Raw genomic sequence first — 23,511 nt, forward strand, 5'->3', positions numbered from 1 at the left:
TCCGTCTTGCTCACGAAACCGGCGTCATCTTACTACCTGGTAAAGGTTTCGACACAGTACACGCATCAGTACGTGTATCACTAGCGAACCTTACTCACCACGAGTACGAGCTAATCGGCCGTGCAACACGCACTGTATTGGATGAGTACTTCGCTGAGTTTCAAGACGCATAAGTTCAAGTCTGGCTTAGAATCAAATACATGATTTAAAGCCGATGACGTCCAACTCATTAAGAATAAGCCTCGGCGATGTCGAGGCTATTCCGACCAAATAAGCACAGTGGTTAGATCGATAAAACTTCCTATCTTGATGTTCCGTTGTGTTTATTTAGTCGTCTTATCCAAGTATTCAAATCCATTTCAAACTGAAAGAGCGACGCATGAAAAGCATTATTTCTATTCAATCTCACGTGGTTTACGGGCATGCAGGAAACAGTTCTGCGGTTTTTCCAATCCAAAGAATGGGACTCGATGTGTGGCCAATCCACACTGTTCAGTTCTCTAATCACACTCAATATCAACAAGGTTGGACCGGGCAAACATTCGGCTCAGATGATATTCGAAACTTGATTCGAGGCTTAGACAACATCAACGTACTGAAAGACTGTGGTGCGATCCTATCGGGTTATCAGGGAAGCGCAGACCAATGTAAAGCGGTTGCCGAGTCGGTTAATTTAGTTAAAGAAAAGAACCACAGTGCACTCTATGTTTGTGACCCTGTAATGGGTGACCCAGATAAAGGTTGTATCGTTGAGGATGGCGTTAGAACCGCCATTACTAAACACTTGCTTCCTATTGCCGATGTTATAGTGCCAAACCAATTTGAACTAAGTGAATTGACCGGCATTAAAATCCTCTCCCTTTATGACGCGGTTACAGCATGTAAGAAAGCATTGGAGCTTGGTCCAAAGATGGTGCTCGTGAAGCATCTTCACTCATTACCCGATGACGCGTTCAGTATGATTTTAGCAACGAAAAAGGCATGTTATTTAGCCCAACGACCGAACATTGAATTTGCTCAACAACCGGTTGGTGTCGGTGACCTTATCTCTGGCCTGTTTACCGCAGGGTTAATAAAGAGAATGTCTCCCGTAGCTGCATTCCGACATGCAAATAACGCGGTCTATGGTGTGTTGGAGCTAACTAAAAGCTATGGCACTTGGGAGCTACAAACAATCAATGCACAATATGAATTTGTAGAGCCTACCCACGATTTCAACGTGGTCAAAATCGGGTAGAGCGTTTAACTCCGATAGTGGTGGAGGGTGTACCTATTCGATGGGTCGCATCCTACAAACGAGATTACGAGCTAAGACTAAACCTAGCTATATTACTCCCAGAAAGAGACGGACTTCACTTTATCCCTATTTATTAACTTCTCTGTTTATAGCTGTTCTTTTGATTAAACAGAGTCTCTGAATCATTTTAGAGAACATTAAATGAGCCTAATTATGAACCGTCTAATTTCCTCGGGTTTTACCGTTGCTTTGTCATTACTTGTAGTGGCATGTAGCTCACCCCACACGTTGGATGTACGCGTACACAAAGACAATTACAAAGAAGTGGTTGTAGAAGAAGCGATATCAGTAAAAGAGCCATTGCGTATGTGGGCGAGTGAGAACCCAGACTTCTTATACTCTCCAATCGATCAAACAACGCCAATTAAAGTGTCAGGTGAGCAACTAAATATCTTAGCTTTGTCAGGAGGCGGCGCGAACGGAGCCTTTGGAGCCGGTATTTTGATAGGGCTGGAAGAATCTGGCCAATTGAAAGACTACTCAATAGTTACTGGCATCAGTGCAGGAGCGCTAATGGCACCATTTGTATTCATCGGCGGAGATGCATTTCCGAAGATGAAGGAGGTGATGTTAAACATCAATGACAAATCAGTGCTCGGCAAAAAGAACTTTTTAAACACCGTGTTTAAAGATGCTTTTACTGACGGTAAAAACTTGAATCAATTTATCGCTCAGGCGTTCCCTGAACCGATGATCGAGCAAATTGCTGCGCGACACCGCAACGGTAAGCGTTTGTTTATTGGTAGCACACACTTTGATTCTGGAGAGCTTGTCATTTGGAATGTGGGCGCAATTGCAAATAGTGACATGCCAGATAAGTCTGAACTTATATATAAGGTTTTAGCAGCAAGTGCTTCTATTCCTGGAGTCTTCCCACCGCAGTTTATCAATGTGAAGTACGAAGGTAAAAGTTATGAAGAACTTCACGTCGATGGTGGTTTAGCCGCTCAAGTATTTTTCAATCCATCTAACTTCGACTATCAGCAGATCTCAGATGCTCTTGGGTTAGAAAAACCACCACAGCTCGATGTTATTCGAAATGGAGCACTGAAAGCGCCGTACCACTCGCTGAGAGATAAGGGTCTAGATTTAGTAGCAAAGAGCGTATCAAGCCTGACTCTTGCTCAAACACGTGGTGATTTATATCGAATGAAATACATCTGTGAAATCAACAACATTGATATGCAATTTACTTACATCGAGCACGACTTTGGTTACGCCAAACGAACCAAAGACATGTTTGATGAACACTATTTATTAACCATATACGAATATGGTTATCACAAAGCAACTCAGGGCAAACCTTGGGTAACAGAATTACCTTAATTTAGGGATATCGTAAAATGAATAAAACAGTTTTAGCGCTACTTATCATGGCAACGTCTAGCGCTGCCATGGCACAAAATGTGACCTCAATGGAACAGCAAAAAGTCGATAACGACATGCTACAACTGGCCGACGTTCAACAAGAAGCGGCGTTGTTCATGGTTGAAGAAAATTCAGACTACGTGGAGATTGACTACATTGGTCAGTGGGTTGACGTGAACAATTACGTCACACATAAAGAAGCTAAAGAACGCCAGCTTCAAAAGACCACCAAGAAATACATTTACTCGCAAACAGGTGAAACTCTAGAATCCATCGAGCAGCGAATTGCTGAGCATATTCAAGTGGACCAACCTAGATATTTCAGTGTCGATGTTTACCGTAATTACCACGGTGATTCCGGGGACTTTAACTATCTAGCTCGAGTTATCGAATACATTTAAGTTATTCGTTTGACATCAACGATAAAACCTACTAGCTTAAGTAGGTTTTTTTGTTTCAAATTGACGAATTATTTTCACTAATATTATTCTGACAAAGTAGATATTTCGCCAACCTGTGATAATTTAAATACATAACGATTAAAAGTAAGCACAACAACATGAATTTCAGCATTGAACAACTTCTCGCGTTCGTTACCGTTTATGACCAACTCTCTTTCAGCAAGGCAGCAGTCAAGCTTAACAAGCACAGAACGACAATCGGGCAGGTTATAACTAACCTTGAAGACCAACTCTCGGTAAGCCTATTTGAAAGGGTTGGACGCACTGTAAAGCCGACAGAAGATGGTCATCATCTTTACCACTACGCTAAGCAAACGATTGAACAGGCAAGAACATTCGACAAGGTGGCTTTGAGCTTGTCTTATGGCGGGTTGGAAAACATCACCTTTGCTTATTCTGGTGTGATACCTCATCAAATGCTTTTGGATATTCGAAAGAAACTGCGTCGTGATTTCCCGATGATGCGAGTGAACTTTTTAATTCGAAACAAAAAGGATATTAAGAAGGGCCTTCAAAGCGGAGAGTATCACTTTGGACTAGTCAATGTGCATGACAGCCGGGGTATACACAGCTTTGATGCGACTTTTCTAGGTCACATTGAGTTTTCCCCATTCGTTCAAAAAAATGGTGAGTTCTCATCTTTGGCGCAAGAGGATGTACTTTTAGCGTTAAGAAATTCAAAGCAGTTTATCTTGAGATCGTTTATTGAAGAGGGAATGTCAGAAAAAGTAACCATCAGCTCCGATAACGAAGAAGTCGATCAATTGGCGTTAGTTATTAAAATGGTTGAAGCCGGTTTAGGGTGGGCACTGTTACCAAAAACGTTTGCTCATTCTGAATTTTCCCATTACGACATTGAACCTATACAGTCGTCTGAAATGCACCAAGGATTCAAATTCGGTTTTGCGCTTTGGTGCAATCATTCTAAGCAAGTGAAGGATGTAAAATTATCGGTTTTATCTGTTATACAAGAACATGTTGATCGAGTATTGAGTCAATATTAGCAAAGGAAGAATGTAGGTAACTTATTAATAGAGGCTCATTTATATGAGCCTTTTGCGTTTCTGTCATCTCGAAAGCTCTTTAATTTTGTAGGGCGACATCCTCTATATAGGAGTAGGGCAACACCATTATTTGGCCTATTCTATGCCCGTCGATTAAGGACCCCCTTTATTGGCAATAAGTGTTTATTTTCTATGTTTATTGCAAGGAAGCAAACTTTCGGCCGGGTTTCGTCACCCGGTCTTTTTTATGAGGCAAATTTTATGACTCGCTGCGGCGGCATTGTTCTTCTTTCCTGCTTTTTATTTACAACATCTTCTTTCGCATCGTTTTATGATCCTGTTGATGGTCAATTTGATATGGGGCATCACCTTGCGGAAAACGCACATGGCTTTTTGCCTATCCCAATTTTGATTACCGAGCCTGCGGTGGGGTACGGCGGCGGTGTGGCTGGTTTGTTTTTACATGAGACGGATGAGGAAAAGCGACAAAGAAAGCAAGCTGCTCTTTCTGCCATAGATGGTGGTGCGCAGTTAGTACCCTCAGCAATGTCAGTAGTGGGCGCAGTAGGGACAGAGAACGAAACTTGGTTTGTATTTGGTGGCCATAGACGATCTTGGATGAATGATTCCATTCGTTACACAGGAGGCGGCGGCTTTGGTGTTGCGAATTTGGATTTGTACACATCAATCAACTGGGGCCCCATAGATCATGACCTTAGAATAGGCACGTCAACTTCGGTAGCCGTACTTTCACAAAAGGTGCAGTTCCGGATTGGGCATACGCCTTGGATGTTGGGAATAAAGCAGTTATTAGCTAAGTCTGAGATTGAATTTGATAACATGGTTTTAGACCGAATTTTGGGTAACGAATCGGTTACTTCTGGTTTAGGGTTGGAGGCTGAATATGACACAAGAGATAATTTATTTTATCCAACCAAAGGTTACAAATTGTCTGCAGATTACATGGTGTACGACGATGCGATTGGCAGTGATTACAATTACCGAAATTTGAACATAGATGGCGAAGCCTATATCCCAATTACCAATAAATGGACGTTAGGCTTGGCTGCAAATTATCAAAGCTTCGAACAGCAAGACCTGTTTGTATCACCCACAGCGAAACCGTACGTGTCGTTACGCGGGGTGTCATCTTATCGGTACCAAGGAGATGAGATTGAAACAATTCAAGGCCAATTGACGTATAGCATCACTCATCGTTGGAAGGTGTCTGGGTTTTACGGTTCAGGGGTTGCAAAGCAAGATAACGGCATAAGCCACGACAGTACCGTCAATGCCGGAGGTGTCGGCTTTCGATACCAAATCGCGAGACGTTACGGTTTGCACCTTGGGATGGATTATGCGCAAAGCCATGAAGAACGCGCTATCTACTTTAACGTAGGCAGTGGTTTCTAGAACAACGGAATAGGTTGAATTTTTCCAAGAAAAAAGGCGCTAATTAGCGCCTTTTCGTTTTCTATCACTTTCTTACAGTAAGATTACTTCTTACGGCAGAACTCAGCGATTACGTACATTGATTGACCGCCGTTTGTTTTACCAGAAACAAGCTTAGGATCGTCACCAACGCTGATACCACGAATAACAGTACCTTGCTTAATCACTTGGTTAGTACCTTTGATTGGCAGGTCTTTGATTACTGTTACGTCGTCACCTTTCTTAAGTTCAACGCCATTCACATCAAGAGGCTTGTCATCAGCAGACATGCCGATTTGTGCCCAAACTGATGTTTCTTCTTCAAGGTACATCATGTCTAGCGCGTCCTGAGCCCAGCTTTCTGTGTTCAGACGAGTAAGTTGACGCCATGCCGTTACTTGAACTGGCGCTTCCTGGCTCCACATGCTGTCAGTCAGACAACGCCAGTGGTTGATATCTTTAGGATCGTCAATCTCACCAAGACATTTGTCACATACCATGATGCCGTGATCCACTGTTACGTGGCTGTGTGGCGGCACTGCGTATGCAGTAAGAGAAGAATCAGAACCACATAGTTCACATTTAGATTGGCAGCGTTCTAGCATAGTAGCTTCAGAAGACATAATGGACTCACATTTATTAGGTATTAAATTACGGGGCTATTATCCACTTTATTTACAATAAAGAAAGAGGTCGTACGGTATTCTGTCTTGATTAATTTTAGCTGAGATCAACCATTTGTGTTTTAAAGTTTTATGCAAACGGTTAACTAGGGGACTTGTTCGAACGACAGATACAAAAATGCCAGCGGTTAGGCTGGCATTTGGTTTAGTGAAAAGCTTAAGTCTTAGTTATTCCAATAAAGCATCCGGTGCTGCTGCATCAAGGCTATCCGATTCTAAGAAATCAGCTACTTGAGCTCTCATTGATAGGGTATGAGTGGCATCAGAAAGGTCTGCTTGCGGTCCGATGATCGTTGAGTGTTTAGCTATTTCGTTATATTGAACAAACACACGATTCCCAGTTGAAGGGCTAGCTTTTGTTGAGTCAGTCAATCCTAACGTCGAATCTAACCCTTCAGAGCCAACAAATGAAGCCGTATATGATAACGGTGCACCATTATCATCATTGCCATTGTTTGGTACCGTTTCATCATTTTGCGACTGGATCAACAACGTTGGATAGCTAGAGCTAATTGATGACTGGTCCTCAGTGTTTGCTATTGAATGTGGATCGACCGTGTCAATAAGGGTTTGAGCGGCGACTTTAAATGCAACTAATTCAGTTTCAATTGCTGCGGCACTAGTTGGATTTTCCTTAGCAAAAGCGGTATAGCAATCGCCATCTTCAATGTCAGCCGCAGTACAAGCTGAAGCCACTGAATCCCGATACGTTGCATTTAACTGTTTAGCTAGATTGTGTTTAATTTCGGGGCCAAAGGTTTCCGATGCGAAGAGTAATTCAGCAATGTGCCCACCTGAATTAGCATATACCGCCGAGCTAAATTTATGTGTACCAGCAATTTCAGATGTAGCTACTGACGTAAATCCAGTAATACCGCCCAATGAGTGGCCCATAAATTTAACGGTTGTGTCTTTTACATCAACTCCGGCTAATGGTGTACCAGTAAAGTCATTCCCCACTTTTTCAAGTGCCATACGAAGACCTATTACATCAAGTGCACTTTGACGGATGTTGTCACGCGCAACGGGCAAAGCGCTTAGATTTAAGTAGTACAGAGCATTATCGTTAGTTGAAATAGCACCTCCGGCAAGTGAACGAGACCCATGAATAGGGTGGTCAATTGCAATGACAGCAAGACCTTCAGCCGTTAAGTTTGCCGCAAACGCATACGCATTCTCTTTTACAGAGGTAATACCGTGTTGGTAGATTACAACCCCGGTTATTGGGTCAGTCACAGGAGTAAACAAAAGCACATCAACAGCTTCAAGTGATTTAATTTGTGGTATTGGTGAATACTGAGTGACAATGCGATCACTATCTAGAGCTGTTCCACTTGCGTCCTTTGTGAGTGTTTTTCCCATTAAAGTCGTGACATCAGCTGCGCTAAGGTTTGTTGGGTCTAATCCTAATTTAACCAACTCTCCACCAACGAAAGAACTTGTAGAGTTATCCGTTAGTGCGCTTTTTATAACCGCTAAACTGTCCAATGCTGATGCAAATGGCGTTGTAGAGAACTTAGTTGGATCGGTTTCCAAGAAATATGGGAGTTGAACAGTACCTTTAGTCACGTTTACCGACGTAGTGCTGATACCAGCGTTAGAGTAAAGGAGATTTATCCCTCCAATCAAAGTGGCATTTTCTGTTGCATCGTCATCGGCAAGATATTTTTTAAAGTCAGCATCTGCAGCGATTGCTGTAGCAAATGGTGTTGTTGATGAGGAATCTAAACTAAGATTGTAAGCGTTTGTCAGATCGATATTATTTGGGTTTGCGCTGCCATTCCAATAAGTCGAAAGTGGGGCCCCAGCATCAATCATTCCGCCAATCAACGATGCTGTAGAGGCAAGAACATCACCAACAGAAGTTGTAGTAAACCAAGCTGAATACACAATCTTTTCCGCATCAATACCAACAGCGGCAGCTATAGCTTCTTGACCTTTAATTAAAGTTTGCGCACTAGCTAAGTCACCGGTTGAATAAGTTTTAGTGGCTGTTTTGAGAGCCGCATAGCTTTGCGATGTACCTACTGGGTTACCATTTACATCTGTAACGTCATCAGTAACAACAAGCAAATATTCAGACTTCTCATCAAAAAGAGTATTAGGTGTAATTGCTAGGTTTGAGCCTACTTTGTAAACTTTGTATTCAGAGCTAGCAACAGGTGTTGGTACTTGAGCCGCTGTGGATGTGTCTGTTAGCTTTTTAGAAAGCTTCAACAATGTCACTCCGGAAGTAACAACTCCAGGAGTATCACCAAAACCGTCGCCTTCAAACTCGATGTAAATTGGCATGCTTGTCGAAAAACCATCGGCATAATTTAATGCTGCTTTTGGGTTAGAAATGCTATCGTCGCCACCTGTTGGGATCGCTAACGTGCCATCTGTAGAGTCAAATAATAGGTTATTGCTTAAAGGAACTGATGCATTACTACCTTGCAAGAGCATTTTTTGAGTTGTCGCTCTTGCCAAAGACGTTTCTAGATAGGCTTCAAGTTGTTGGTTACTTGTTACCGAACTTTCGGTGTTGTCGCCACAACCTGCTAGCAGGATCGCTGAACATAGTAGAGAGATCTTAAAGTTACGTTTCATGATACGATCCTGATTTAGTTAAAAGTGTAGTTAAGCTGAACTGAAGAAAGGTAAGCGGTACCTTCTGCTTCGAAAGTCCTTTCTTGCTGAGCGCCATTTGTCTCAGTGAACTCACCGTCATCACTTACAACAAGTGCGAATCCTGCATCGACAGTCATATTTTCGCTCCAAACATAAGTGAAGCCAGCGCTATACCACATACGATCACTATCAGGAATGCTTAAAGTTGCTTCACCAGCTTGTTCGTCATAAGCGTAACCAGCTCTTAATGTCCACTTACTGTTTAGTTGGTACGTTGCGCCTAGTGAATATCGATTGTTGTCTTCATATTTTTCAGGTTTGTAGAAGCACTGACCTACTACACCGTTGTCAGTACAATCTGGACTTGTTGCTTTTAACTCCTTAAAAGTACTCCAATCAGTTTGTTGCCAACCGTAGTGAATTGCCCATTGTTCGTTAAGTTGGTGAAATGCTGAAAGCTCCAGAATAGAAGGAAGCTCGATTTGAAGACGACCATCAACCTTGGGAGATGTTGCTCTACCTGAATCGTAGCTGGTAAATTCACCGTCATCGAAATCAAGATCAACAGAAGAGCGGTAAGCGATACTAAAGCGATTGTTTTCGTTCAGCTCATACATCGCGCCAACATTCCAACCATAGGCAAATGTTTCACCGGTCATGCCTATAAGTTTGTCAGATGGATTTCCACCAACAAAGTTAGCGAGCTCGCCTTTATGGCGAGTAAGTTCAGCTTCCGCATACACAAGGTTTAAACCTGCACCAACGCTAAATGATTCATTCACGCGATACGCAATATTTGGATTTAGATTTACAGATAAGAGCGACGTATCACCAGCCATATCACCTGCCGAGATGTCATCAGGGTAATCCGTAGCAACACCATAATTGGTGAACATACCGATACCCCAAGCCCATTTTTCGTTGATTGGGCTGATGTAATATGCGGCTGGCACGACTTGTAATGGAGCAACATCTTTTGAATGCTCGTTAGCGTCAACGTCGTAAACGTTAACCTCTGGATCAACGATAGAAACCGCGCCTGAAAATTGGGCTGTATCAAATAGAGTCATTGCGGCGGGGTTTCTCGCTAGTACACTCGCGTTATCAGCTACTGCACCTTCACCTGAAAAGGCACGACCAAGACCTGAGGCAGAATGCTCAGCAACTTGGAAACCAGCCGCAAGTGAGTTACATGCAAATAGTACTGAAAGTGAAACGAGAGAGCGTTGTATTGTTTTCATCCTTGACCCTCCTAGGGCATCGAATTTCGTTATTATGGTTTGAAAACACACTGAGCATTTTTGGTGTTGAAGCTCTAATGTAAATGGCATGTTAAATTCATGTTTTATATAAAGTCAAAGAAAGAGTTGTTATTTTGTGAGGTTATGTTTTAAAGGGGCGGCACTTTAACATCGATAATATAAGTATAATCAATAATTTATTCGTGGTTGGAGGTGTGACCAGAGTGTTTATGCATCGTTGCGGTATAAATAGTGTTCAATAGCTCAATATGTAACAACTTTGTTTCTGTTTACCACCATTCGCTAAATCGGCATAATATCGACACTCGTTAGAAGTCATTAAATTGGAATTTTAAGTTTGGAATTACTCGCGATAGAGTTTCTTGGTAAACCGCTTCGTTTAGAAGGATCAATGGCAGGGTGGCAACAGTTGTATTGGGATAACACTTTGGTATCTCAATTAGATGCGACCACAGACCAAGAAGACGCCCGAAAACACGAATTTACACTACGCGCTGGCGAAGAAACGTTGCAGTGTCACGTTGAATCGGCCGTTCAGTGGCAACCGTTTGAGATGACGTATAAAGCGTCGGTGAATGGGCAAACCATTACCGAAGGCAATCGAAACACCAAAGATATTGAACAACAAACTCCTGTTGTCGCTCCTAAACCAGAGAAGCGTTTTAGCTTAATTGGGTTGGTGTCGCTTGGTATGAAAGCGCTTAAAAGCGCCAAGCTAATCAAGGTCGTACTTGCTTCTGCGAGTTTAGCGGCCTATTCATGGTTGTTTTCAATTCAGTTCGCTTTGGCCTTAATCGCCTGTTTAATGTTCCATGAGTACGGTCATATTAGAGCGATGAAATACTTCGGCATGAAAACCAAAGGGATCTATTTGATACCATTTCTTGGTGGCTTGGCGTTATCCGATGAAAAGATTAATACGCGTTGGCAAGATGTGGTTATCTCAATCATGGGGCCATTGTTCGGCCTGATATTGTCGTTAGTATTTATGGTGCTGTATTGGGCGACTGGCGAAATGTTCTTTGCCGGCCTTGCAGTATTTAATGCTCTATTAAACCTGTTCAATCTATTGCCGATTTTGCCTCTCGATGGCGGACATGTTCTTAAAAGTATCAGTTTCTCGATGAACAGTGTGCTTGGCATTGTACTTTGTGTCGCGGCTGCCGTTGCTGGTGTGGTATTGAGTTATCAGTTGAATTTAACCCTGTTTGGTTTCTTATTGATCATGGGCAGTGTTGAAATACTGTTTGAATGGAAAGGACGTCATCACAGTCACTTGTTACCGTTAGACAAATACGGGCAAGTCGTGTCGTTCGTTTGGTATGTAGGTTTAGTGAGCAGTTTGATTGGTGTTATCTGGTATTTTGCATCTACTGGTGATCAGCTATTAAGCCTACCATTACAAATTCTTGGTACTTAACGAGTGAGTTTCTGTTGTTGGAATTATCCAGCTGCTTAGTGCACTTGAACTGTTAGCAAGCAAGAAACTGAAAATGCCCTAACCAATATGGATAGGGCATTTTTGTATTTACACCAGCTAGGCGATTCTTACTTAGATTACGCTTTGCAATTTGGTCTTGGTGAACCTGATTGAGGAAGCGTTTTTATCGTTGCTTGTAGATCTTTAATACGCGTACTGTGGGAAGGGTGCGTAGAAAGCAACTCTGGCGGTTGATTACCCCCTGATGCTTTCGCCATGTTTTGCCACAAGTTGACACTTTGGTTTGGATCGAAACCTGCTTGAGCCATATACTCTAAACCAACAACATCGGCTTCAGACTCTTGAGTTCGCCCATATGGTAGAATAACGCCATATTGAACGCCTAACCCTAACGCGGCCATCGTCATACCTTGATACTGTTTGTATTCTGATGCACCTAACGCAACGTTAGTAATAGATAAGCCCGTATTAGCGATTTGAGACTGAGAAAGGCGCTCATTACTGTGGTCCGCTAAAACGTGTGCCACTTCGTGACCGATAACCGTCGCGAGTTGGTCTTGGTTTACTGCAACATTGAGTAAACCCGTGTAGACGCCAATTTTTCCGCCTGGCAGAGCGAACGCGTTCACTTGGTCGCTATCAAAAACCACCACTTCCCATTCACTAAAGCCTTGCTTAGGAATGTGTTGAGTAATACTGTTCGCTACGCACTGTACATAAGCGTTAGTTTTGGCATCTTTACTGATGGGTTGTTCTTTCTTCATTTGTTCAAAAGATTGTGCTCCGAGCTGAGACATGTCTTTATCTGAAAAAAGCAGCAATTGGTTTCTGCCTGTCGGAGAAGCGCTACACGCGGTTAGGCCTGCAAGTGTGAGAAGCGAGGCAAACTTCATCCATGACGTCATACAATATCCTCTGTGTATTCGGTTTTTATGCATGTTAACATCAACTTGCGTAATAGCTAAGGGCTGTAAGATAACTAACAGCGGTAATATAGAAAAAAGCTATGCACGCGATAACAAGATCAATAATTAAGGAACCTATATGAGTATTTGGAAAAAGCCCGTTGACCTAGATACCTTCAACGCGACCTCAAAAAATACCTTAATTGAACACCTCAACATTGTTTACACCGAAGTAAATGACAATTCTTTGGTAGCAACCATGCCGGTTTGTCACTTTACGCACCAACCACTGGGTATGCTTCATGGCGGCGCATCGGTTGTGCTAGCAGAAACGCTTGGCTCATTGGCTGCAAACTTCTGCGTACCAGAAGGCTATTATTGCGTTGGGCTCGATATCAATGCGAACCACGTAAGGTCAATGCGTGAAGGGCATGTCATTGGTACTGCTGAGCCTATTCACTTGGGCGTCTCTACTCAAGTATGGCAGATCAATATCACTGATGATCGTCAACGCTTAGTTTGTACCAGCCGTTTAACCATTGCCGTTAAGAAACATAAGCGATAACAGACTAGGCAGTCGTACGCTGGTTTTGTCTTTAGAAGAAGTAATCAGTACTTAGAACAAGCAATCAGTATTTAAAGAAGTAACCCGAGAATCTCATGGTCATAACGTTTAAAAGTGGAAAAGTCATCGCAACCGCACATGAGCTGGTTGTTCGTTTAGATGGTGAGCATAGAGTCACGCTGCAAGCCCAAGTTGATGCAATTCAACTCATCGGAAAAGGGGCAAATGTCATTTCAGCTAACGGTTCTGAGTGTAAATGGTCGATAAAATTAGACGATGAACAGCAGCTCCGTGAAATCGCTAATGAAATTGGCTGCGATGTAATGTAATCCTTTACGGTAAAGGCACTTAACCCTTAAGATTGAATAACATCTTAGGATGTCGTACTCATAATTCACAATAAAATTGTGTCAGTAATATTGATTTTACGCCATAAAATAGGGAAACTGAATTCAATGTCCTTTGAATAAGTTTTCCTCTTTATGAGCAGCCCAAGACTTCGCGTTCAATTTGAAACCCTGTTTGAATACTTCGATGGTAAAGATTCTGATGTTCAACTCGACGACATCACGGATGTGCTTTGTTGTACCCGTCGTAATGCCCGAATGGTACTCAACAAGCTTGAAGAAGAAGGGTGGGTAGAATGGTTACCTGCAGCAGGTCGAGGAAAGTTATCTCAACTTATCTTTAAACAGAATCGTTGTGATGTCAGCGAGAACTTAGCAAGACGCTACTTGCAGGAAGGAAAAATTGGACAGGCGCTGTCAGTGCTTGATCACAATGCTGCCAAACTCACGCAAGTTATTCAAAACTACTTGGGCGTACAGTATCAAGAAGGCGAACAAGTTATTCGTTTGCCTTATTACCGGCCGCTTTCAATGCTTAACCCAACCAAATCGATGCGTCGTTCAGAGCAACATATCGCTTGTCAGGTATTCAGTGGGTTGACTCGTCTAGATGAGAATGACCAACTTCAACCCGATCTTGCTCATTCATGGCAAAAAATCAGCGATTACCAATGGCGATTCTTCTTGAGACCCGGTGTTCGTTTCCATAACGGGGAACCTCTGTTAACCAATCATGTTGTGGATACACTGCTTGCACTCGAACCTCTCAACATGTTTTCGCATATCAAAGATGTCTCTTCACCTGCAAATTGTGTAGTAGATGTTTTTCTCACACGTCCAGACAAGTATTTTCCCCTCGCACTAACGGAATCGGTCGCTAAAGTCACATTACCGATCACTTTACGTGGTGAAGACTACGATATTCGACCGATTGGAACGGGACCTTATCGCATTGAAAAGAACGACGAGAAACAACTCGTGTTAACCGCTTTCAATGGGTACTTTGGTTTCAGACCGTTAATTGATCGCGTTGAAGTTTGGGTGGTGGATGAGGCTTATTCTTCAATGGTTTACCCAAGCCTATCTAAGCCTGTTATGGCCGACCGTGGCGATAGCGATGAAGTAGAACTCGATCCTGGTTGCACGTATTTACTGCTCAATAGAAAGAAGGGTATTGCACAAGATCCCGCATGGGCACAGTTTTTATCTAACGCGTTGAATGCGGCGGATCTGTTTGTTCATATTCCAAAAGAGACTGTTATCGATTTGGGCGTGTTACACGCTTATGGGATAAAACCCGGTTGGTATGACATAAAGTTAAAAGTGCCCGTTTGTCCACCAGCAAATTCCAAACCAACGATAAGATTGGCGTATCAATGCCAACATCCAATGTTTCCAACGCTTGCCAAGGCGATTGTCACGATGCTGAAGCAATACAACGTCGATGTTGATCTTTACGGTTACGAAACCGATCCTCCACACGCTGATGATGTCGATATTTGGATTAACCCTATGGGTATCGCTAATAACAGAGACGACGCTTTAGCCGGTTGGCTAATGGACTACAGTTTTCTTGATGAATCTAGCCCGGCAGAAGACTTCGACCAATGGTGTCACATGATTGACCGTTGGCGTTCTGGTGAATTCGAGCAATTCCCAGCAAGACAGTTAGGTAAACAACTAGTCCAAAGCAATCAATTGATCCCGATGTTCCATTGCTGGTTAGGCGTCAATAAAGATCAATGTGGTACGTTGCAAAACGCGAAATGTAATGCATTAGGTTGGTTCGACTTTAGCCAAGTTTGGGTGAAGCCTGACGTTGATTGAAATCCAAGAAAACTCAATTAGGACCAAATAACTCATTTAGGAAAAACGATGCAAACTCTGATGGTTACATTTATTACGCTGGTGGCATTTGCTGCGAATTCAGTTTTGTGTCGCTGGGCCTTAATGGATCAAACGATCGATCCTTTGAGCTTTTCGATCGTTCGCATCTTATCTGGTGCGCTTACGCTTCTGATTTTATTAACTTTGTCTTCCCAATCTAAAGCTAGACGTGTGTTAACAAACAACACATCGCTATACACAAGGCTAAAATCACAGTTTCAATTCACGTCAATACTGTCACTGCTCGTGTATATGTTTGGTTTCTCGTTTGCTTACTTAGAGCTCGGCGCAGGTCTTGGTGCTCTGGTGTTGTTTGTCGCAGTGCAATTTACGATGATTGCCGCGCACTTGCTTTCTGGCAACAGAATGTCACTCATTGAGTGGGGCGGGTGTTTGTTATCTGTGGCAGGGCTTGTTTACTTGTTAATGCCAACGGAATCGACTCAAGTACCCGACTTAGTTTCTATTATCTTGATGTCTCTGGCCGGAGTTGGTTGGGGTATTTACACATTGGCAGGAAAGACATCGTCAAACGCACTGCAATCGACGACCGCTAACTTTGGATTCAGTTCGCTAGTTATCCTTGTGGCATTAAGCTTGTTAGTTTTGATTCCTAATGCGTTAACGCAAGTGTCTATCACTGAACCAGGTTTGATTTACGCGGTTATATCGGGCTCGGTGGCTTCCGGTGTGGGTTATAGTTTGTGGTATTACGTAGTGAAAAAACTGAATACCGTGGTTGCGTCTATTGCACAGCTTTCTGTTCCAGTTATCGCAACACTTGGTGGTGTATTACTGTTATCTGAACCTGTCACTATGCAATTTATAGTCTCATCAACCGTTATACTTCTGGGGATAAGCTTGGTTCTTGTCGCCCCTAAACTTAAGAAATAAAGAGTTCAATCATTAACTTCTATGGCTAAACCAAACAAGAAACAACCGACCAAGACGGTTCAGATTTTCTGTGCCAAATGTAAAACGCAGCTTTTTAAGTATCGGAAAGGTGGTAAAGGTGCACTCGTGAAATGTTTTAAGGAGCGTATCGTTGAAGATTTCACGAAAAAACCATGTGTGTGCCCTGAATGCGGGATTGAATTTGCGCGAGACACTTTGGTTCGAGGTACGCCAGCCTACAAGTTTGTTGGTGGCAAGGTAACGATGAAATAACCTGTCGCATTAAAACGAGCAAACAATGCTGAAACTAAAAATGCCACAGCGCAGTTTGTGTGTGGCATTTCAACATTGCTTTTGATACTCAGAGTAAAGAATTGAGCTCAGTAAGCTCTGACACGCCATTGAAGCTTAAGAAGTAATAGCGAGACAATTGCGCCCGTGGTGTCACACAGCATATCTTTCTGTGCATCCCAAATATCACCTTGTGAGCCAAGGAACGCGATACCTTCATCACCACCTGCAATCTCCGCGTACCACCACTCGATAATTTCATAACCTGCAGCCACACTCATGATCGCAAATAGCGCAAAGAAACATGCCAGCACCGGTTGAGCCAGTTTTTTACGAATCAAGTACTCAGCGAGTGGGTAAGCATAAAGGCCAATTGAGAAATGCGCGACACGATCAAAGTTATTACGCTCAGAACCTATCATGTTGTTGAACCAATCAAATGGCACTTCTGCGAAGGTATATTTCGCGCCTATCGTATGCAAAATTAGCCAGATAAACATTAAAACGTAAGCTGTCTTAGTGAAGGTGAGCTTTGTTGATAACCACCAGATTCCCACCAATATCGCAAGCGCTGGGACAATTTCGGCAATCCATACCGCTCTTGAAGAGGGAGCAAACGCTGAAAATAGAAACACAATCAGATACAGCGTCGTCAATGACAGTAATGGTCTATTTTGAGCAAGTGGCGTAATTGTCATCATCAGATCCTGTATTAGTTTCATGTATAGTTACACAATAATGAACAGTGTTCAATTGTGCTCTAATCACCATATTTGTTGAAAACCGGCGTTATCGCCCAGTATCTAGACAAACGGTTGCGAGAGTTTCACAAAAGTTTGATTTACAACAAAGCGATCCTTAAAATCGCTCTATTACTACATAACAAGAAAGAAAGTCATGAAACTGGAAACTGTCGATTACCTTGCTGACGACGCAGCAGAACAATTTGTTCGCTCTCTACGTGAAACTGGTTTTGGTGTTCTTAAGAACCACCCAATCCCGAAAGAGCTTGTTGAGTCAATTTACGAAAACTGGTACCAATTCTTCATCTCTGAAGAAAAAGAGAACTTCCACTTTAATGTTGAAACACAAGATGGATATTTTCCACCTTCAGTGTCTGAAGTTGCTAAGGGCCACACTGTAAAAGACATCAAAGAGTACTTTCACGTATACCCATGGGGTCAAATCCCTGAGCAGCTGAAAGAACAGATTCTAGATTACTACCAACGTGCGAATGCTTTTGCTCAAGAGCTGCTAGGTTGGGTTGAAGCTCATGCTCCTAAAGAAGTACAAGAGAAATTCTCTATTGCGTTATCAGAAATGATCAACGGCAGTGAACAGACTCTGCTTCGTGTTCTTCACTACCCACCAATGCAAGGTGATGAAGAGCCAGGTGCAATCCGCGCTGCGGCACACGAAGACATCAACTTACTGACGGTTCTTCCTGCTGCAAGCGAGCCGGGCCTTCAAGTTAAAGCTCAAAATGACGAGTGGCTAGATGTTCCATGTGACTTCGGTAACATGATCATCAACATCGGTGACATGCTTCAAGAAGCATCTGGTGGTTACTTCCCATCGACAACTCACCGTGTAATCAACCCATCAGGTGAACGCCAAGAGAAGTCTCGTATCTCTTTGCCTCTATTCCTTCACCCGAAACCAGAAGTAGTGCTATCTGAAAAGTACACAGCAAACGAATACCTAATGGAACGTCTAAGAGAGCTTGGCGTTATCTAGTCAGTTCAATGCTTCGTCCCTAAAATTGGGATAGATGTGAAAGGTCAGCTAAGTCGCTGACCTTTTTTGTATCCGTACCAAAGAATTGCGGCTTTATTACTAGGGCGTGTTGATCTTTCGAGCTGATTTTTGCAGCGAGTTGCTGGGTATTTATACAAGGCAGAGGCATCGATGTGTAGCTAGCCTACATGAGAAGCCGATAACGTAGTAGAAATGACCAGCAAACGCTGCCCGAAGGGTTCGGCTAAAAGCGTTTTACTCTTTGTTGAGGGAGATTTGCTTAGAATGACTAGGCTACTTCTCCCTCGCCGCGATTAAAACGCTTTTATCTCGAACAAAATTTAACCGCGAAAGGTCAACACGCCCTAATGGTTGTATTCAACGAAATGGTACTCAGTTTTGACGATAAAAGGTGCCTTTAAGCCAAACGTTAGAAAGTTGTTTGTCCTTAAGCTCGACAAATCTTAGAAAATCGCTTTCAATTAAAGAAGATACGCAACGGATGCGAAACAGGTTACTTATAGTATCCACAGTTCTAGAAATCCATTAATTCAGAGAAGCTAACTGAGTCAACTATGTCGAATTATCAAGATGTGAGAGCAAACTTTCATTGCCATATGGAAAACCCATTGCTTTGGCCGATAATGGAAGTGCTTAAGCAAAAGCCAAGTGGATGGAAAGTACACACATTGGCAGCTCATCTGAACGATCTTGGGTTTGTGCCAGTGTTGGATGCTGTGCCTGAGAAAGAGTTGTTTAAAAAGAACTTCCTTATCATGAATGCGCTTTATCAGCTTCAAGAAACCTTACACCCAGATGGTTGGCTCCAAGTCCAAGCGATGGACATCGAATTGATGAATGGTCGTTATCACGGAAGCAGTCACAGCATCGATCATCAAGACCCACTTCGAGAATACTACATTAATTGGGTTAACTATGAAGCGGATGAAGGTGAAGTCAAAAGGCTGTTGAACGAATTTTGGACTCGGTATAGAAAGTATGTGGGTGGTGATGAACTCGATATGGATCGAAGTCGAGCATTGAACCTGTTTGAGTTACCTTTAGACGCGACACACCATGAAATTAGAAAACGTTGGCGACAACTGGCATTGAGATGGCATCCGGACAGAGACGAAGGCAACACCGCAAAATTTCAGACGCTCTGTGAAGCATGGCATGTATTAAGAAGCTCATAATCGACAGGCATTTTTAGCTGTCTAATTGCTTAGAACCCTAAAACAGAAAGCCCCACATTGTGAGTGACACAAGTGGGGCTTTGTCGTTATTACGCTATGTGCTGTAGCGACTTAAGTTATTGGTGTTAGGAGTGATCTTTGCTCTCACCACTTTTATGTTCAAAGGCATAGTCGAGTACTTTACGGATATAAGGCGCACCAACTTTTGAGCCACCGTTACCGTGTTCAATAACCACAGTTGCGACATATTCAGGGTGTTCATACGGTGCGAAAGCCGTGTAAAGCGCATGGTCAAGCAAGTGTCTAGCGAGTTTCTTCGAGTTGTAGACCTGGTCTTTCGCAAGATCAAAGACTTGTGCAGTTCCTGATTTACCGCCGCTCGTGTATTCAGTTCCCTTAAATGCACGTCTGCCGCTGCCTCGATTACCGTGGTTTACGAGTCGCATCGCATTGATTGGCACATCCCAAATTCTATCCGGTACTTCGGTGATTGAGGGCATTGGCTCCGGTTCGACAAGTTGTTGTGTACTGAAATCTTCACCATGATCTAAGGTGGCTCTTAAGATATGAGGTGGCATCACCTTACCATGATTAACCAATACTGACGTTGCTTTAGCAAGTTGCATAGGTGTCGATGTCCAATAACCTTGGCCAATACCAATCGGAACTGTGTCACCCTGATACCAAGGGGTGCGATAACGCATCATCTTCCATTCTCGAGTCGGCATGTTGGCGGTACTTTCTTCATAGATATCAATGCCTGTCGGTTCACCAAATCCAAATCGGTTCATCCAACTTGAAATTCGGTCAATACCCAAATCGAAAGCGGTTTGATAGAAGAATGAATCTACCGACTCTTCAATGGCTTGAGTGACATCGACAGGTCCGTGACCCCAACGTTTCCAGTCACGCCACGATTTAGAGTTTCGTTTAGAGCCAGGAATTCTCCAAACGCCATGGTCGTTACGGATGGTATCTTCAGAGATGACATGTTCTTGCAGTCCTGCCACAGCCATAAATGGTTTAACGGTTGAGGCAGGAGGATAAACGCCTAGAGTGGTGCGGTTAACCAACGGGTGAGCCGGATCATTCAATAAACGTTGGTAGTTCTTACTCGAAATGCCGTCGACAAATAGGTTAGGGTCGTAACTCGGGCTTGATGCCATCGCCAACACGCTGTTGTCTTTCGGATCGAGAATAACCGCGCTTCCAGTTCGGTGATCAAGTTGTTCAAAGACGTATTTTTGCAGCTCAAGGTCAATATTTAACACGATATCTTTACCAGCTACTGGCGGCACGTACTCAATGGTTCGGACTATTCGCCCACGGCTGTTTACTTCGACTTCTTGATAACCTTTGGTGCCGTGCAGAATATCTTCGTAATAACGTTCAACACCCAGTTTTCCTATGATTGTTGTAGCTTGATAATTCGCTTCTATCCCTTGTTCTTCAAGCTTTCTGAGATCGCTATCATTGATGTGCGCCACGTAACCAAGAACATGGGTAAGCACCTCACCATTCGGGTAAAAACGCTTTAAGCTGGTATCGATAGATAAGCCGGGGAACTGGTACTGGTGCACGGAGAACTTGGCGATCTCTTCCTCCGTTAAGTTCTCTAGAATAGTCACAGATTTAAAACGGCGGGTGTTGTGATAGCGTTTTTTGAAACGAGCGATCTGCTCTGCATCACGGGGGACATATTTGTCTAGCTTGGTGAGCATTGCATCGACATCATCGGTTTGCTCAGGAATCATGGTTAGATCAAAGACAAGCTTGTTCTCTGCAAGCAACACGCCGTTACGGTCGTAAATAAGTCCACGAGTAGGGGCGATAGGTAATACTTTGATTCTGTTGCCATCGGCACGAGTTTGATAGCTTTTAAAATTTTCAACTTGAAGTCGGTATAGATTGCCGACTAAGACAAGAGTGAACATCAAGATCCCACAAAACGCGACGATTACGCGGTTTTTGAATAGGTTCACTTCGATTTTATGGTCACGCATCTTAACGCGTTTATGATTCATTGAAGCCTCAAGGGTCTGTTACATTTGGTTACACTTGTCGAGTCGGGACTTTATCTGAATATCACTAGGGTTTTGTAAAAGCTGTGTCATGTTTTGAGGGATCGACAGCATTAGATGGCGGTAAACAGTGCCTTTAATTTTCTCATTACAAAAGATGATAAGTAATTGATGTAAAGATTGGTTTTATGAATTTATAAAGTTCAAGAGTTTTGACGACACTAGAGGTTAGGTCAAAAGAGGTTAGATAAATTTACGGCCCTCAGAATGAGAGCCGTAGAAGGTTAATTTGCTTATTTAGTGGCTTAGAAGCTTTAGTAAATTAGAAGATTAAAACTTCAAAAACCTAGAAGCACAATAAATCCGATATTTAACGAAATCAGTTCGAAGGCTTGAACTGAGATTTACGCATACGGTTCAGAGCAGCCATCACATCTAACGTTCTTGGTTTCGCTAGGTCACCGTAGTTAGGCATGTTAGCGTGCCATTCGTTTTCTAAAATAGCGTTAAACTCTTTAGCAGGGTTGTTTGACCAACCTGGAGTTTGTGCGAATTGGAACCAAGCCCAACCGATCGCATTCACTTCAGACGGTGATTCTAATTGCTCAAGCGCAGAAAGGTCTGCGAACTCTTTACCAAAACGCAGTGACTCTTTGCCTTTAGCATTAACACGGAATTTACCGTCAGTCAGAATGTTCATCAGTGAAGCACGGTTCAATGAACGCGGTACAAACGTTTCTAAAGCAGTTTCACATTCGTTAGTACGCTGAGTAGGGTGCTGAGCAATCACGTCTTTTGCTTTTTCAGTCACATCTACCGCTTGGTAGTCGTGCATTTGAATCACAGTGTTCGCGACATCTAGGTAATCACCAGAGCCACCCATTACAACAATGGTAGAGATATCCATCTCTTCACGAAGCTGACCAATGCGGTCGACAAGTGGTGTGATTGGCTCATCGCCTTTTGACACTAGCGCTTGCATACGCTCGTCACGAATCATGAAGTTAGTCGCTGACGTATCTTCATCGATAAGTAGAGTTTGAACGCCGGCTTCAATCGATTCTTGTAACCAAGCCGCTTGAGACGTAGAACCTGACGCATCTTGTGTGCTGAAGTCAGATGTGTCTTTCTGCATTGGTAAATGGTTGATGTAGTTTGACAGGTTCAAGCTGTGCACACATCGACCATCTTCAGCGCGGATCTTCATCGTATCAATCGCAGTTACAATGCCTTCGCGACCGTCACCAGGAATATGGTTGTAGATAGAACGTTCAACGGCGTTCAACAGTGTCGATTTACCATGGAAACCACCACCAACGATCAGCGTAATGCCTTTTGGAATGCCTAGGCCGGTCACGTCACCTTGGTTTGGAGTATTTAACGTAACACTCAATGATTCTGGAGCCGCGAAAGGTACCGCGTCTTTCATTGGAAGGTCGCAGTTACCCGCGATACGAGGTAACACACTGCCGTTTGCAACGAAAGCGGCTAGGTTGTTTTCATCCAATTGAGCACGCAGCGCTTCTTGGTCTTCAATCGTTTCACAATGTTTGATCATTGCATCGATGTTTAACTCACGCTCAAGCGTCGCGCGACGAATAAACTTCGGTAAGTAGAAAGTGATGATGTTGTTCGCTTTCTTAGCAAGAATGCTACGACCATCAGCTGGTAAATTAATACGGAAACGAATTTCGATGCCGTGGTCTGTGAATACAACAGCTGTGTTGTCTAATACGGTTTGACCCGTCAGCGCGATAGAAACGGTCGACTCTTGTTTCGCGAACTCAGAGAAGCTACGTGCGATAAAGTCACGAGCGGCTACTTGGTATTCGTAAGATTTTTCTTTCAGCCAATCTAACCCGGTCAAAGACCACGCGCGCGTTGCACGAAAACGAGAAGCTGACGCGTATGGGTCACCTTGGATGTGGTCGATGTGTAATTCAAAATCAGCAAAGTCGTATTGACCTTTAATTTGTTGATATGCACGGTAGTTTTGTTTTTCGAGCTTTTTAAGCTTTGCAGTCAACTGATCCATAACGAGGAATGCCTATATAAGGGGAAAGATAAAAACAGAAAGGCGGCGATTATAAAAATCACCACCTTTAGAGTAA

20 protein-coding genes and 1 pseudogene are annotated in these 23,511 nt (G+C 43.1%); 14 read left to right on the forward strand and 7 right to left on the reverse strand.

The window, feature by feature from the left end:
- From AB4154_RS14415 to AB4154_RS14440, 6 genes and pseudogenes are all read left to right on the forward strand, one after another.
- Positions 1 to 173: pseudogene (locus AB4154_RS14415) on the forward strand (bifunctional aspartate transaminase/aspartate 4-decarboxylase); the annotation flags it as partial.
- Between the two features lie 206 nt (positions 174 to 379).
- Complete coding sequence (pdxY, locus tag AB4154_RS14420; RefSeq protein ID WP_017060057.1) at positions 380 to 1,237, forward strand: pyridoxal kinase PdxY; 858 nt, start codon at positions 380 to 382, stop codon at positions 1,235 to 1,237.
- A 213-nt stretch (positions 1,238 to 1,450) separates the two neighbouring features.
- The gene (locus AB4154_RS14425; RefSeq protein WP_017060058.1) at positions 1,451 to 2,623 is read left to right on the forward strand and encodes a patatin-like phospholipase family protein; all 1,173 of its coding nucleotides are present in this window, start codon (positions 1,451 to 1,453) and stop codon (positions 2,621 to 2,623) included.
- A gap of 17 nt (positions 2,624 to 2,640) precedes the next feature.
- The gene (locus AB4154_RS14430) at positions 2,641 to 3,066 is read left to right on the forward strand and encodes a hypothetical protein (RefSeq protein ID WP_102394485.1); all 426 of its coding nucleotides are present in this window, start codon (positions 2,641 to 2,643) and stop codon (positions 3,064 to 3,066) included.
- Between the two features lie 158 nt (positions 3,067 to 3,224).
- Positions 3,225 to 4,130, forward strand: coding sequence for a LysR family transcriptional regulator (locus AB4154_RS14435; protein ID WP_372123358.1), 906 nt, complete (start codon positions 3,225 to 3,227; stop codon positions 4,128 to 4,130).
- A 261-nt stretch (positions 4,131 to 4,391) separates the two neighbouring features.
- A complete protein-coding gene (locus AB4154_RS14440) occupies positions 4,392 to 5,543 on the forward strand; it encodes a BamA/TamA family outer membrane protein (RefSeq protein ID WP_048608357.1) in 1,152 nt (383 codons plus the stop codon).
- An 83-nt stretch (positions 5,544 to 5,626) separates the two neighbouring features.
- Here AB4154_RS14440 and AB4154_RS14445 read toward each other — a convergent pair whose 3' ends face one another.
- The 3 genes from AB4154_RS14445 to AB4154_RS14455 form a co-directional block, all read right to left on the reverse strand.
- A complete protein-coding gene (locus AB4154_RS14445; RefSeq protein WP_017060062.1) occupies positions 5,627 to 6,184 on the reverse strand; it encodes a PhnA domain-containing protein in 558 nt (185 codons plus the stop codon).
- A 228-nt stretch (positions 6,185 to 6,412) separates the two neighbouring features.
- Complete coding sequence (locus AB4154_RS14450; RefSeq protein ID WP_372123359.1) at positions 6,413 to 8,833, reverse strand: VolA/Pla-1 family phospholipase; 2,421 nt, start codon at positions 8,831 to 8,833, stop codon at positions 6,413 to 6,415.
- A gap of 14 nt (positions 8,834 to 8,847) precedes the next feature.
- Positions 8,848 to 10,095: a porin gene (locus AB4154_RS14455; RefSeq protein WP_136974605.1), complete on the reverse strand. Its 1,248-nt coding sequence runs from the start codon at positions 10,093 to 10,095 to the stop codon at positions 8,848 to 8,850.
- Positions 10,096 to 10,453: 358 nt separating this feature from the next.
- Here AB4154_RS14455 and AB4154_RS14460 point away from each other — a divergent pair, with 358 nt between their 5' ends.
- Positions 10,454 to 11,536 (forward strand): site-2 protease family protein, encoded by a 1,083-nt coding sequence (locus AB4154_RS14460; protein ID WP_372123361.1) that lies wholly within the window; start codon positions 10,454 to 10,456, stop codon positions 11,534 to 11,536.
- Positions 11,537 to 11,673: 137 nt separating this feature from the next.
- Here the strand turns inward: AB4154_RS14460 and AB4154_RS14465 are convergent, their stop codons facing one another.
- Positions 11,674 to 12,462: a M48 family metallopeptidase gene (locus AB4154_RS14465; protein ID WP_017069658.1), complete on the reverse strand. Its 789-nt coding sequence runs from the start codon at positions 12,460 to 12,462 to the stop codon at positions 11,674 to 11,676.
- Between the two features lie 139 nt (positions 12,463 to 12,601).
- Between AB4154_RS14465 and AB4154_RS14470 the strand changes: the two genes are divergently transcribed.
- The 5 genes from AB4154_RS14470 (at position 12,602) to AB4154_RS14490 (ending at position 16,428) form a co-directional block, all read left to right on the forward strand.
- A complete protein-coding gene (locus AB4154_RS14470; protein ID WP_017060067.1) occupies positions 12,602 to 13,027 on the forward strand; it encodes a hotdog fold thioesterase in 426 nt (141 codons plus the stop codon).
- A 95-nt stretch (positions 13,028 to 13,122) separates the two neighbouring features.
- Positions 13,123 to 13,356 carry a DUF3389 domain-containing protein gene (locus AB4154_RS14475; protein WP_017064605.1) on the forward strand — a complete coding sequence of 78 codons (234 nt, stop codon included), beginning with the start codon at positions 13,123 to 13,125 and terminating at the stop codon, positions 13,354 to 13,356.
- 153 nt (positions 13,357 to 13,509) lie between these two features.
- Entirely contained in the window at positions 13,510 to 15,201 is a 1,692-nt protein-coding gene (locus tag AB4154_RS14480; RefSeq protein ID WP_017060069.1) for an SgrR family transcriptional regulator, read from the forward strand.
- A 48-nt stretch (positions 15,202 to 15,249) separates the two neighbouring features.
- Positions 15,250 to 16,155: a DMT family transporter gene (locus AB4154_RS14485; protein WP_017060070.1), complete on the forward strand. Its 906-nt coding sequence runs from the start codon at positions 15,250 to 15,252 to the stop codon at positions 16,153 to 16,155.
- Positions 16,156 to 16,176: 21 nt separating this feature from the next.
- A complete protein-coding gene (locus AB4154_RS14490; RefSeq protein WP_065584968.1) occupies positions 16,177 to 16,428 on the forward strand; it encodes a hypothetical protein in 252 nt (83 codons plus the stop codon).
- A gap of 107 nt (positions 16,429 to 16,535) precedes the next feature.
- Here AB4154_RS14490 and AB4154_RS14495 read toward each other — a convergent pair whose 3' ends face one another.
- Positions 16,536 to 17,144: a DUF2238 domain-containing protein gene (locus tag AB4154_RS14495; RefSeq protein ID WP_372123414.1), complete on the reverse strand. Its 609-nt coding sequence runs from the start codon at positions 17,142 to 17,144 to the stop codon at positions 16,536 to 16,538.
- 199 nt (positions 17,145 to 17,343) lie between these two features.
- On the opposite strand from AB4154_RS14495, the gene AB4154_RS14500 reads away from it, so the two are divergent.
- Positions 17,344 to 18,183 carry an isopenicillin N synthase family oxygenase gene (locus AB4154_RS14500; protein WP_017060073.1) on the forward strand — a complete coding sequence of 280 codons (840 nt, stop codon included), beginning with the start codon at positions 17,344 to 17,346 and terminating at the stop codon, positions 18,181 to 18,183.
- A gap of 575 nt (positions 18,184 to 18,758) precedes the next feature.
- Positions 18,759 to 19,379, forward strand: coding sequence for a DNA-J related domain-containing protein (locus tag AB4154_RS14505; protein WP_029235437.1), 621 nt, complete (start codon positions 18,759 to 18,761; stop codon positions 19,377 to 19,379).
- Positions 19,380 to 19,504: 125 nt separating this feature from the next.
- On the opposite strand, the gene mrdA is transcribed toward AB4154_RS14505, so the two are convergent.
- Positions 19,505 to 21,403, reverse strand: coding sequence for a penicillin-binding protein 2 (gene mrdA / locus AB4154_RS14510; RefSeq protein ID WP_017060075.1), 1,899 nt, complete (start codon positions 21,401 to 21,403; stop codon positions 19,505 to 19,507).
- Positions 21,404 to 21,779: 376 nt separating this feature from the next.
- Positions 21,780 to 23,435: an ABC-ATPase domain-containing protein gene (locus AB4154_RS14515; RefSeq protein ID WP_017060076.1), complete on the reverse strand. Its 1,656-nt coding sequence runs from the start codon at positions 23,433 to 23,435 to the stop codon at positions 21,780 to 21,782.
- Positions 23,436 to 23,511 lie beyond the last annotated feature (76 nt).

Source organism: Vibrio sp. 10N.286.51.B11, assembly GCF_041469245.1.
Lineage (GTDB): Bacteria > Pseudomonadota > Gammaproteobacteria > Enterobacterales > Vibrionaceae > Vibrio > Vibrio crassostreae_C.